General features: G+C 60.7%; 9 protein-coding genes and 2 pseudogenes. 3 read left to right on the top strand and 8 right to left on the bottom strand.

Annotated features, from left to right (window positions below; genetic code table 11):
* Positions 1 to 267: 267 nt before the first annotated feature.
* The 7 genes from AC5RWD_RS14230 to AC5RWD_RS14200 all read right to left on the bottom strand — a co-directional run bounded on the left by AC5RWD_RS14230 (position 268) and on the right by AC5RWD_RS14200 (position 7,468).
* A complete protein-coding gene (locus AC5RWD_RS14230; RefSeq protein WP_494020621.1) occupies positions 268 to 402 on the bottom strand; it encodes a hypothetical protein in 135 nt (44 codons plus the stop codon).
* A gap of 58 nt (positions 403 to 460) precedes the next feature.
* Positions 461 to 1,534, bottom strand: coding sequence for an acyltransferase family protein (locus AC5RWD_RS14225; RefSeq protein ID WP_494020711.1), 1,074 nt, complete (start codon positions 1,532 to 1,534; stop codon positions 461 to 463).
* A gap of 1,189 nt (positions 1,535 to 2,723) precedes the next feature.
* A complete protein-coding gene (locus AC5RWD_RS14220) occupies positions 2,724 to 4,004 on the bottom strand; it encodes a MinD/ParA family ATP-binding protein (RefSeq protein ID WP_494020620.1) in 1,281 nt (426 codons plus the stop codon).
* A gap of 263 nt (positions 4,005 to 4,267) precedes the next feature.
* A complete protein-coding gene (locus AC5RWD_RS14215; RefSeq protein WP_494020619.1) occupies positions 4,268 to 4,423 on the bottom strand; it encodes a hypothetical protein in 156 nt (51 codons plus the stop codon).
* A 457-nt stretch (positions 4,424 to 4,880) separates the two neighbouring features.
* Positions 4,881 to 5,114, bottom strand: a complete 234-nt coding sequence (locus AC5RWD_RS14210) for a hypothetical protein (protein WP_494020618.1) — start codon at positions 5,112 to 5,114, stop codon at positions 4,881 to 4,883.
* A gap of 86 nt (positions 5,115 to 5,200) precedes the next feature.
* Entirely contained in the window at positions 5,201 to 6,025 is an 825-nt protein-coding gene (locus tag AC5RWD_RS14205) for an MBL fold metallo-hydrolase (protein WP_494020617.1), read from the bottom strand.
* 327 nt (positions 6,026 to 6,352) lie between these two features.
* Complete coding sequence (locus tag AC5RWD_RS14200; protein WP_494020616.1) at positions 6,353 to 7,468, bottom strand: acyltransferase family protein; 1,116 nt, start codon at positions 7,466 to 7,468, stop codon at positions 6,353 to 6,355.
* Between the two features lie 517 nt (positions 7,469 to 7,985).
* Here AC5RWD_RS14200 and AC5RWD_RS14195 point away from each other — a divergent pair.
* From AC5RWD_RS14195 to AC5RWD_RS14185, 3 genes and pseudogenes are all read left to right on the top strand, one after another.
* Positions 7,986 to 8,462: pseudogene (locus AC5RWD_RS14195) on the top strand (glycosyl hydrolase family 28-related protein); the annotation flags it as partial.
* A 42-nt stretch (positions 8,463 to 8,504) separates the two neighbouring features.
* Entirely contained in the window at positions 8,505 to 9,803 is a 1,299-nt protein-coding gene (locus AC5RWD_RS14190) for a right-handed parallel beta-helix repeat-containing protein (protein WP_494020710.1), read from the top strand.
* A gap of 355 nt (positions 9,804 to 10,158) precedes the next feature.
* Positions 10,159 to 11,059, top strand: a pseudogene (locus AC5RWD_RS14185) (integrase core domain-containing protein).
* Between the two features lie 290 nt (positions 11,060 to 11,349).
* On the opposite strand, the gene glmS reads toward AC5RWD_RS14185, so the two are convergent.
* Positions 11,350 to 12,467: glutamine--fructose-6-phosphate transaminase (isomerizing) (gene glmS / locus AC5RWD_RS14180; RefSeq protein WP_494020615.1), on the bottom strand; the 1,118-nt coding region annotated here is incomplete at its 5' end.

Genomic DNA, 12,467 nt, shown 5'->3' with positions numbered 1-12,467 from the left:
AAAGACCAAGAAAGTCCCGGGGCGCTCCTCCAAAAAAAGCTGCACGGGCTCACCACCGCGGACGCTCGCCGTCCCCGCGAAAGTGGCAAGCGACCTCGATGAGGCGCAGACCGGCACCGTCACGGCGCGGGCCAGGCCACAAGGCGGCCCGCTGCCCGTGACAATATTCGCGTCCGGCCCGGACAGGCCGGAGGAGCCTACGCTCGTCGAGATCCCGGAGCAGTAACTGGCCCGCGGGCCACTACGTGTTCCTGCGGGCGGGTACTGTCAGCGCGTCAGTGCCAGCCAGACGACGGCCGCCGTCGCCGCGGCCAGGGTTCCCAGTCCTGCATAGGAAAGAGCCTGTAGCCGGCGTTTCCGCGTCTGACGCTGGTGAAAACGGTCATGGTTTGAGTTCCCCATGCACCGACCCTAGGCAGGGTTCCTTGGAGCTACCTTGGAGAGCTCAATCCTCCCTGCGCTACTTGGCCACCAGACTCTCTTCAAGCTGAGGTGTATCCGCCACGGGGCCGCGTTGCGCGCCACGGTTCCGCAGCCGGGCCTCGACGGGACGCTCAAAAAAGGTGTAGAGGACGCCGGCCAGCGGGATGGCTACGGCAATTCCGACGACGGCGAACACGGCCCGCTCGGCAAGAGTCTCCGGGCCGAGTTCCAGTGCGGTCCGCAGCACGAGCTCGTGGACCAGGTAGAGCGCGAAGGACCATTCGCCCAGTTTCACCATGGCAGGCGCGCTGGCGAAGGTGGGACGGCCTCCGCAGCGGTCACGGTCCGCATAGGCCGCAATCAGGAGGGCGAAGCCGGGAATGCAGAGAGCGCCGGCCAGCGGCCCGGCGGTGTGCCATGGCGCGATGCCGTCGACGACTTCGAGGATGAGGAAGGAGCCGATGGCCGCAGCCGCGCCGACGCCCACACCGAAGCGGGGCTTCCAGCCTTTCCTCATGGCCAGGGCCAGGCAGACACCCACAATGAACTCTGCGATCCTGAATGCGGGGAACGTGTAGAACAGGGCTCCCCAGTCGAAGCCGGGGGCGAACGCCAGCAGGGTGGCCACGAGGGAGACGGCGGCGGCGAAGACCGCGGCGCCGACGCGGAACAGCCTTCCCGGTTCGAGGCGTGACAGCCGCACGGCCAGGAACGGGAACACCGCATAGAAGAACGCTTCACAGGAGAGCGACCAGGACACGCCGTTGTAGGCGTACACCCAGTGCTGTTCGCCGAGCCAGGCCTGCACGAGCAGCAGCGAGGCCAGGAGTCTGGGCAGGGACTGGTCACCCTGGGTGGCTAGGGCAAGAACGACGGCGGCCACCGCCGTGAGTGCGTGCAGCGGCCAGATCCGGGCGAACCGGCGCCAGTAGAACTGCCGCTTGGAAGTGCGTGGGTTCATGGACCAGGCGAGCACGAACCCGGACAGCATGAAGAAGAAGGTCACACCGGTCTGTCCCATGGACACGAGCGGATACATCTCTGGCACCAGCGTCACTGCTGCGTGGTACAAGACCACGAGCATGGCGGCGATGAACCGCAGTCCTGTCAGTGAATCCAGGCGCGTGCGTGAAATCGTTTTTCCTCCTTGGGCGACGGCAATGAACCGTACACTCTACCCGCATCCACATGGAGCTGCCGCCCGCGGGCGGCGGTAAGCCAACAGCGCTTCCGCCGATCGGGGCAGCAGGGGCGGGAAGCTGCCTAGTGTCTGGACCTGAACCGGATAATCACGGCGGAAAGACCACTTGCTGCGGCCAGAGACCCGAGCATTAGTGCCAGTGCTGATGCGTATTCGAAGATAGTCATCGCGGCTGAACCTTTCAGTTGTGTTGCGGCGACACTACCCTCACGAAGCGGGCCCTTCTAAGAATGAGTCCAGCGTGTTGGATCAAGATTTGACAACGGGGGTCCTCCCATTGCGCGATTGCCTATGAGCGGCAGCAATGCTCACCGTCGGAGGAACTCACCTGTACCCGTCCACCCTCCAGCAGCGGTCTCCGTGTACGCTCGCCGCGTCTCGGTCCTCAAATATTCCAGGGTCACAGGGTCGCCGCCCCGGTCGTGTGCCGCGCTATAAGCTCGCAGCACGTTTCGGCCAGGAGTTCCTTGATCGCGGCACTGTCCGCTGGTGGCGACCTCGCCCTGTCCAAGACCCTAGTTGCATTGCGTCCTGGTCTTCGTAGTCGCAGTGCCCAGCCGCTGAGAGTGCTGTGGGTGCTTGACGCAGCTAACCGTGTACCTGCGGCCAGGATGCGTGGTCAGAAGACCCGACAGGATCCCGTCATCACATAGTGCGTCACTCCCGTAGCGCTTTCGGCCACCGCCACGGTGTGATAGCCGCCTCAAGCGAATTTCGTTGCTGAGGCATCGGGAACGCGCAACCGTTAGGCGGGAGTTCGAGGTTGCACTGGCACACAGGTGGAGCCGAAAGTATACGAGGCACGAGCCGTCTCCCAACGCAACCGCAGTCATGATGAGCGGCTCAAACAACCCTAAAAGTTTAGGAAGGGGCAGCCAGCACGCCTACGTCCCGAAGAACGTGGTAACGCCGCACCGTCACCGCGATGAGCTTCTGCTCTCAGGCATTCTCGGCAGAGACCAACGAATTGATGCGGGCAGTCCAAGGGACCGTCACCCTCCCCACGGGGCACCGTAACCTTCATGTCAGCATCATAGGCCCTGTCTGGCGGCCGCACTTGTTTTCTCGTCCGGCAACGGTAACTCGCCGTCATGATACGTCAGCTAGGGCGACTTTCAGCCTTCTTGTTGAAGCCCTCCTCCTGGTACCCGTCCACGATCGCAGCCGCAATCTCCTTGTAAGCTCGCCTCGTCTCCGGCTTCAGGTGGTCCAACGTGACGAGGTCACCATCGGCCACCCCGCTGTCGTGCGGCACGGCGATGAGCTCGCGGCACATCCCGGCGAGGTGTTCCTCGATGGCATCCTTGTCCACCCGGTTGGACACCTCGTCCTTATCCGTGATCACCACAATTGCGTTGCGCGCCAGGTCCTCGTAGCCATGGCCGGCGAGCCACTGCAAGGTACTGCGGGCGCGCTTGGCACCACTCACCGCATACCCTGCGGCGATGATCAGGTTATCCGCCGACTGCAGAATTCCACTCATCGCATTGTGGGTCACTCCGGTGCCGCAATCGGTCAATGCCACCGAGTAGTAGCTGGAGATGAGCTTCCGGATCCGCAGGTACTCCTCGGCCGTAAGCGAGTCGGACACCTCCGGGTCCTGCTCCCCGGCGATGAGGTGCAACCGGCCGGAGTGGTGCATGTAGCGGGACAGCTCCGTGAGCGAGTCGACCGAGTCGATGTTCTTGAGCAGGTCCGTAATGGTTCGTGGCGTGGCCTTCTGGTAGATGCCCTCTCCGAGGGCGCGCTCCACGAGGTCACCCGAGTCCGGGTTGGCATCGATGGCGCACGGCGGGTCGCCCCGGAACTCAGCCAACGTAAGCCCGACGCCCACAGTAGTCGAGGTCTTGCCGATGCCGCCCTTGAGGCTGAGAACGGCGGTGTTGAAACTGCCCTGAAGCTGGCGCGAGACACGGCGTGCCAGCTCGTCTTCCTCGCGCTCGAGTGAGCTGGGGCCCAGGTTCCAGGCGCCGCCGGTTGCCCGGTACAGGAAACCGCGGAAGCCCTTCTTGGGACGCGGCTTCTGCTCGCGGACAAATGACGTTGGCATGGCGGTCGCGTCCGCAGTGGGCACCTCAGGTTCCGGGACGCTTTCCGGGACACGCGACGGTGGCGCTCCCGCCGGCTGGCGGTCCGGTGTCGGCGGGGTGGGCGGGCCGGGCAGCGAGTCGGATAGAGCGTCGGCGGCCGCGGCTGCTTCAGCCCAAGAGGAGCTACGGATGGGACGGGGCGGTGCGGTGGGCTCAGGTGTCACGGCGGGAAAAGTTCCTGTCCAGGCGTCGGAGCCGTCGGCGTTACGGCGGCGGAAGCGGCGGCGCAGCTGGGGCTGCACCTCGTCGTTATCGGCCTCGGCTAATCGGTTATCCGCTGCTTCAGGCATAATTCGGTCCCCCGGGACTCACAGCGGCGTCCCGCTGCGGTGGTCGATTGGCGTGGTTCAAGCATTCATTCTAGGTGCTTCCGACTGCCCGAACGGTCAGGACCCTTACCAACACCCCTCGAGGTGCCGGGAACGGCCCGCGTCAACTGTGCGTGAGGGCTGCTGACACGACGGCGATGGTGGCCACCAGGAGGACGGCCAGCACCACGTAGCCCCACCATTTGGGCCTGCTGCGATGCGGGTTGATGTCGATGTATGGCACGCTATTTCACACGTCCCTGGGCAACCGCAGGAACGGGAACTGCGGCAGGCGCAGCGGCCCGTCGCTTGAGCCGCAGCATCCAGTAGAGCCCGGCGAACGGAACCAGCAGGCTCCCCATCAGGACGGATAGCGCAAGTACAAAATCGGTGACAGCCACGTTGAAACCTCCGCAAGCGGCAGCTCCTTCGACGCCACCGGAGCGACAACGCATCGGGTGCGGCAAAGGGACTGGGAATGGACCCCCCATTTTTGGGTCGATCGCCAGCCTACTTAGCAGTGTAGAGCGCTGTCCAACCGGACACGCCCTTTGACAGCTTCAGCCAGTATTCACTTGTGAGCTTTGTTGCCGCCCCTTATATGCGCAGGGCCAGCATCACCACCACAGCAGTCGTAATGGCCAACACTGAGAGCCCCGCATAAGACAGCAGGCGAAGCTGACTGCCGCGGGCCTCCCGCCGCGAGTCCCTGCGGTACCGGACTCCCCCACGAGCTCTCATGCTGGAGATGTTATGCACGGTAAATCAAGAAAAGCACAGCGCTTCCTCAAGGAATGCTCAAGACGGCCATCATCAAGCCAAGTACCTTGCATGCCAACCCTTCATTGGGGGCCCGGTTCATCTTGCCGAGAGCCGACGGCGCAGTCCTTGCGGCCGCCTGCTATGCCCCGCACGATGGCCGGGAAGCGTCGGCAGTGGCTCCACGGGAAGACCTGATACATCCGTCAGCGCGGACTCCGGTACGCGCGGCATGTCCTGCTGGTCCAGCCAGGACCGTTCGGGCGATGGGTCATCGGCGACGATGTGCTGCACGATGAGGCGGTGAATGACTGCGCTGATTCCTGTTTTCATGACCCAAAACTAGGGACGTCGAAGGGCCGCCAGTAGCGTAGTCACTACCTGTCTTTCCGGGCACAAAGGTACCCGGAAAGACAGAACTACTCGGTTCGCTGCTGCGGGCGGGTCTCCTGTAACCGCTTGATGAACCAGCGGGACTGCTCCGGACCGTACGGCAGGACCGGAATGGCTTTGGTAGCATCCGATGGGGTGTCGCGAATCGACTGCCGAGCCTGGCGGACGGCTGTGGTCATGGTGTCCGCCATGGTCTTGACGAACCGGTCGCTGCATGGTTCTCCGTGGCCAGGCACCAGGAATTCGTAGCGGTGACGAAGTGCGGAGAGGTGCCGCAGTGCATCGGCCCATTCTTCCGGGTAGGAGTCCTCGAATGAGGGGTGCGATCCCTGTTCCACTAGGTCGCCGGCAAAAAGGGTGCTGGTGGTTCCCACCAGGAGGTCGCCGTCGGTGTGACCGCGACCCAAGTAGAACAGGGTGACGGTCTGCCCGCCGAGATCAACTAGCACCGGCCGGTCGTGGACAATCGCGTTGGGGACGACCAGCTCCACGTTGTCGCCCTCGCTGGCAGCCATCTCGGGTTCGAGGTCCGTGACTTCACTACGCTGGGCATCACCATTGTCGTCGATCTCTTCGGCACAGTTTTCATGCGCCCAGAACTCCTCAACGCCGGCTTCAGCGAACACGGCATTGCCGAAGAAGTGGTCGTAGTGCGCGTGGGTGTTAACAACAACAAGGGGAAGTGGCGTCTTCTCGCGGACGGCGTGCAGGATTTCTTGACCCTGCCGCGGCCCGGAGCCTGTATCGATCACCATGGCACGTTCAGTACCAACAATCAGGCCGGTGTTGAGCTTGGAAGCGTCAGTTACCAGCACATAGTTGTCCGTGCCGACGTCGAGCCATCGTGACATCTCTTCTCCGTACATCTGGGGAGCATCTGCGGTCTTCAGGCCTCGATTCTATCCATGAGGGCTCGCCTTAGCAGAAGAGTGTCAGGTAAGTCGTGCAGTGAGGGCGGCTTGGGGTCGCCGCAACGTTGGCGAAAGTACGAACTAAACTCGAGCCGCAACAGTCTAAGACATCGGGGATTCCAGTCATTCAGGCTTGATACCGTCAGGCATCCAATGGACTCAGAACGTAAACCTGGCGCCCGTGCAATCGTCGATACTATGAGTCACGAGTCCCGCCACAGCGGAGTTGCGGGCCGGGACAATTTACCCTACGTCGTCTATGGATAGCTAGGCTGACAGAATCGGGCGCTTCCCCAGTCTGGCAAGCAATGCATCACGAACAAACGGCGTATGCTTTTCGGTTACCGCCCACAAAGGAATGCATACTACCGTCGAGACAACACCCAGTAAATAAACGGCTAATATGATTCCAACGGAATTAGGCGAAACGAAAGTTACAAATGCTGAAACGAGTAGTTTCAATAGCGGCAGATGGTACGCATAGATAGAGAAGGACCAGTCTCCAATTTTACCCGTATTTCGCACCCATGCTGTTGACTGAGACCCGTCAACGGCCAACAGCAAAATTAGAGGTGACACTGCCAGCGCCACCAAGGCAAATCGGATCTCATAGGTGAGCGAACTAGATGCCACCGCCACCACGCCTAGTCCCACGAAGGCGAGTGCTGCAAAGATGGACCGTCGGCGGCCAGCCCAAGACGGCAATGCGACTGCCCTCCATCGGACCAGAACGATAGACACCACTACGCCCAGCAGCCAAGCAAAAATGAGTCTGAATATCGGCCACCCAAAGATAGCGACGCAACCCAGCGACACAAAGACGGCAACGGTGAATTGCGTCCAAGTTCTGCGAGCTATTGATCCGACGGCAACAGTAACCCCTGCGAAGAGAATGTAAAACCAGAACTCGAAAGATAGGGACCACAACGCATCGTTAGATCCATAGGCGTGACAGCGTGTCGACTGAAGAAAAAGGAGATTACATCCAGCAGAAAGAGGGTCCAGTTCCCCGGGGCTTCGGACCGAGTCAAACGCATCCTTGAACAACCCTCGTGAGATAGCGTCCGCCAGTAGGGTCAGTACAAGTGCTGGAACTAGCACAACCCACATGCGCGACAGTCGTTTCGCAAGGTAGTCGCGCCAAGAAAAGCGTCCCTCTCGAACTTGTCTGATCACCTGCCCGCCAACGAGGTACCCGCTCAGCACAAAGAACACTGCCACCGCTTCTTCCGCGAACGCGGTGGGAGCCAGGGCTAGCTGCTGCCACCCTGCTGGCTCCTCACCGAGCGCCTGAAAAAGATAGGACCTGGCATGGCTGAACACGACAAGCAATGCAGCCAACCCGCGCAGAACGTTAAGCGAGTGAATGGTTCGATTGGCCATAAGCCTTCCCCCAACAAGTGACAATGACTCCGTCAACTGTACCTGTGGAGTCGGCCCTTGCCCGACACGGAGATACTTGCCTTAGTGTCTGCGAGCGTCTTACACAGACCCCCGATTACCCTGTCCGCTGGGCTCGCAGAAGGTCACAACGCGTCGAAGTTGGCTAGCCCCCCCCCAATTTGGTGACCCAACCCAATGCAAATTACAAGCAGGTAGTTCGTAGAACAGCTACGCGTATATGGATCAGGCGAGCAAGTAGCGTGTGTCGATAAATAGGGTACTGGCTACGCTGGCCGCACCTCAATGTCAATAAATACCGTGTGGGCATGACCACACACTCATATGGACCCTCCACGGATTATCCCAAGGTTTCCATTCCTTCACGCCAAAGCAGCAGGCGAATTATGGATACCGCTAATCCATACGCAATTTGGATCAAGCATCCCAGCTTTTTTATGTCCTCCGGTTTACATCGTTCGATCACGGCGGCCAAAGCCCACAACAACGGAGTTCAGCAATGAGACGGGTGGCTAAAGGCGAGTTTTCAGGCTCTTCACAGGGGAATGTCGATCGCCGCGCTCTACTTCGACTCACTGCAGCCGCAACCACACTCACGGGGGCATCAACGTTGTCTGGCTTTATATCCAGTCCTGCAGAAGCCGTCACTCCTCTGGCAACGGGCGGGACGTTGGCTGCGGATATATCTTCCCCGGTAGCTACATCCACCTTTGTGAGTGAAGGGCTAGGAGGCCTCGTACTCGACGTAACATCCCAGACATACGGGGCCAAAGGCGATGGAATCGCTGACGACCATTTCGCAATTGACAAGGCTGCAGCCGACCTAGAGGCGTTTGGAGGTGGCGTCTTGTTTCTACCGAAAGGCATTTACAGGACGAGCACGCATCTCCGCCCTCGCAACAACGTCCGATTCCAAGGAGCAGGAATAGGAGTTACTGTAATTAAGCCTTACCAATCAGCAGCCTTCACCGGTCACGGGACCCTGTCACAGCCCATAGAACGACCTGAATGGATGGACATGACCTGGGATGGGTCGGACATCGCGCAGACCTACAGCGTCAAGGGTCAGTTCAGCATGTATCTGAGAAACGCCTTGTGGCAGCGGGTCGAATGCAAGAATTTCACGGCGACCGGATTTGGCTCTGACTACCTTCCTGGCGGGCGCTACATTGATTGCGTGGCGACGGGTAACGGTCGTGGACAGGTCATAGACGGGCCTGGCATGTCGGGCTTCGGCATCGGCACTGGACAATACGAGGTCGAAGATGTCTTGGTTCAAAACTGCCGGTCCTTCAACAACACCAACTACGGCATATTCGTTGAACGCCAACCATCCGAGGGTGCCTACAACTCCCACGGAGTGCGGGTAATCGGCAACTATGTCGACGGAAACTGCTACGGAATCGGTGGCTGCGGCGTAGCTGGATCCGTTTACGCTGACAACATAGTCCGCAACTCAGTTCGTGACGGCATCGCGATACATGCAGGTTCCGGGCTCTCTCCCCTGGGGATGCCTGACAGTCGCGCAACAATCACAGGCAATCACATATTTGGCAGCGGCCGAGATGGCATTCATTTGGACTATGGCCGAAACAGCATCCCGGCCACCAAAGCACACCACATAATCAGCATGAATAATGTACACGACAATGTCCGCGATGGACTGCGTATCATCTCACCACGATGGTCATCGGATGTTCTCCGTGGAATCAAGATAACTGCTAACAAGTTCACGAGTAACGGTGGAGAAGGTGTGAATATTGTTTTGGCACCAGGTGCTGAGCTTGGGGTACGCATCGACGATCTCCACGTAGAAGACAACGATCTGAATGGTAACGGTCGCAACGGAATTCACTTGGGAGTGAACATGATCCGGCCGGTCATCAAGGGCAATACTTGCTACGATGACAAATCAACCAAAACGCAGATTTTTGGCATTGTTACGGATGCCGGCTTCAATCTCACCGATGCAACATTCATTGATAATATTCTGCTTGGAAACCGTAGCGGAGCAGCACAGTTCAACAGCGGCTGGGCCGGCGACAGCGAGGTGCGCGGCAATCGTGGTTATGCTCCCGGATGGGCGCCTATCACCGTTAGCACTTCCCCCATCAACTACACCTGCGGCGTGACACCGGAAGTCGTTTACTGGGCCGGGGGAGCCACGTCGGCTGTGAAATTGACTCCTAGGGGCAGCACTCAAGCGATCGTTCTCTTGAATTCCGGAGCCGAAACGATCCCGCTTTTGCCCGGTGATTCGCTGGAATTCACGTATTCTGCTGCGCCCACCTCCCTCAAAACTATCCGACGGCAATGATTGTCCGAATTTGATTTCGATGTGAAGAAGTCGGAATCTTGGTTACCATCCTCTAACCTAGGGATGATGTCGAGGAGCGGTCTGGGCTGATCGGCGGCCCCAGCGTACCTTAGGCTCCGGCGAAACAGAGCGGTTTTAAGGACCGGCGGCGGCCAAGCGGCACCTCGATAATTGAGGTGTCAACGCGACGAACGGCTGCTGCTTCAACTCTGGTCACAAGGATCTCGACGACTTACCGACTGGGCCAGTCGCAGCCACCTAGGTGTACTGAGTCAGGACGTTGGTTACATCGTGAACAGGTGAAGATCTCTTAGGTTGGTGGTTACCACACACAGCCAACGACTAAGCCGTCTTCATGTCCCACCGTAATGCGCGCCTGACCCCGACTGGTAGACGGATTCTCATCGAACGCATCCTGGACAGGCCGTCCGATTGCCCATGTAGCCAAGGAAATGGGTATCTCGCCGACCTGCGCCCACCGCTGGATAAGCCGGTATCGCGCCCACGGCTGGGACGGAATTCAGGACCGAAGCTCCAGACCGAAGTCCTGCCCGCATGCCACACCAAGGCAGAAGTCGTTGCCGACGTGCTGTGATCCAGCGCGTGGAACACCGCGAGGGCCCACTGGATCTGGCACCGCGCTGCGGCACCAGCGCCAGGACGGTCTCCAGAATCCTCGCCAGGGCAGGCATGCCAAGACTGTGGGACTTGGACCCCGTGACAGGGGAACGGATCCCGGCCGCACGCGCCACGGACCGCCGTTACGAACGCGACGCTCCGGGCGAGATGATCCACGTCGATGTCATGAAACTCGGGGCGTGTCTCCGACGGCGGCGGCTGGCGGGCCGACCCGACACAAAGCCCTGCCAACCCACCGCTCCTCAGAGAGGAAAATGGGCTCCGACCATGTTCCCACCCGGGCCGCCGCGGCCATGGCAGCCCATGGAGCCCCCGTGAAACGCGTTATGACCGACAACGCCTTCGCCTACCGACTTTCCTAGGATTTCCAGAACGCACTCACCGCACTGGGCGTGAAAGACATCCTGATCAAACCACGCCACCCCTGGCAGAACGGCAAAGCCGAGGGCTTCAACCGCACCCTCCCGGAAGGCTGGGCCTACCGGCAACCCTTCACCTCAAACCAGGCACGCACCGAAGCCCCGCAGCCTTGGCTAAAGTTCTACAATAACCACCGGCCCCACGGCAGCCTCGGAGGCAAACCACCCATCAGCAGGTGCAAACAACCTACTGGCTGAGTACACCTAGGCGGTCTCCTGGCCAGACCATCTCCTGGTTTTTCGACAAACCTGCCTCAAGGTAAGACACTGCTACGCAATATCCTCGCCTTCTTCGCCAACCGTGCTACGTGACGCGCGTGGACCACCCATCTGTACGTTGCGCGTCCCAGCAGCTAACCGGCCCCGCCCTTGCCGGACCATAGAGCTGCACATGAGGCAGGCAACGGCTGATGCGACGGACAGGACCATATGCCAGTGGCCCGCCCCTTGCGCATGAACACATCAACGCATCAACGTACGAACTGGGTTTACTCTACTGTGACGCTCTTGGCCAGGTTGCGCGGCTGGTCCACGTCGTAGCCCTTGGCGGCGGCAAGTTCGCACGCGAAGATCTGCAGCGGGACCGTGGTCAGCAGCGGCATCAGCAGGGTCGGGGTTTCCGGGACGTAGAAGACGTGCTCGGCGTAGTCGCGGACCGCTTCGTCGCCTTCCTCGGCGATCACCAGGGTACGGGCACCGCGGGCCCGGATCTCCTGGATGTTGGACACCACCTTGGAGTGCAGCGAATCCCGGCCGCGCGGGGACGGGACCACCACGAACACCGGCTGGCCCTCGTCGATCAGCGCGATCGGGCCGTGCTTGAGCTCACCGGCCGCGAAGCCCTCCGCATGGATGTACGCGATTTCCTTCAGCTTCAACGCGCCCTCGAGCGCCACCGGGAAGCCCACGTGGCGGCCCAGGAACAGCACGGACTTCTCGTCCTTCATGCTCCGGGCCAGCTCGCGCAGTTCCTCGGCCGAGTCCAGGATCTTCTGGATCTTCGCCGGGATCTTGCCCAGGTCAGCCAGCACATCCTTGACCTGCCCGGAGAAGATGTTCCCGCGCAGCTGCGCCAGGTACAGGCCCAGCAGGTACGCCGCGGTGATCTGGGCCAGGAACGCCTTGGTCGAGGCCACCGCGATCTCCGGACCGGCGTGCGTGTACAGCACCGCGTCGGACTCCCGCGGAATGGTCGAGCCGTTGGTGTTGCAGATCGAGACCGTCTTCGCGCCCTGCTCCCGGGCGTACCGCACGGCCATCAGCGTATCCATCGTCTCGCCGGACTGGCTGATGGACACCACCAGGGTGTTCTCGTCCACGATCGGGTCCCGGTACCGGAACTCGTGCGCCAACTCCACCTCGGTGGGGATCCGGCACCAGTTCTCAATCGCGTACTTGGCCACCAGGCCCGCATAGGCTGCGGTGCCGCAGGCCAGCACGATGATCTTGTTGACCTTCTTCAGCAGCTCCGGGTCAATCCGCAGCTCATCCAGGGTCAGCCGGCCGTTCAGGTCCGAACGCCCCAGCAGGGTCTGCGCGACGGCGTCGGGCTGGTCATGGATTTCCTTCTCCATGAATGAGGAGAAGCCGCCCTTCTCAGCAGAGG

Source organism: Arthrobacter sp. CMU6 (assembly GCF_059090205.1).
The sequence above is the reverse complement of the archived record's forward strand: the minus strand, read 5'-3'. Positions and strand labels throughout refer to the sequence as shown.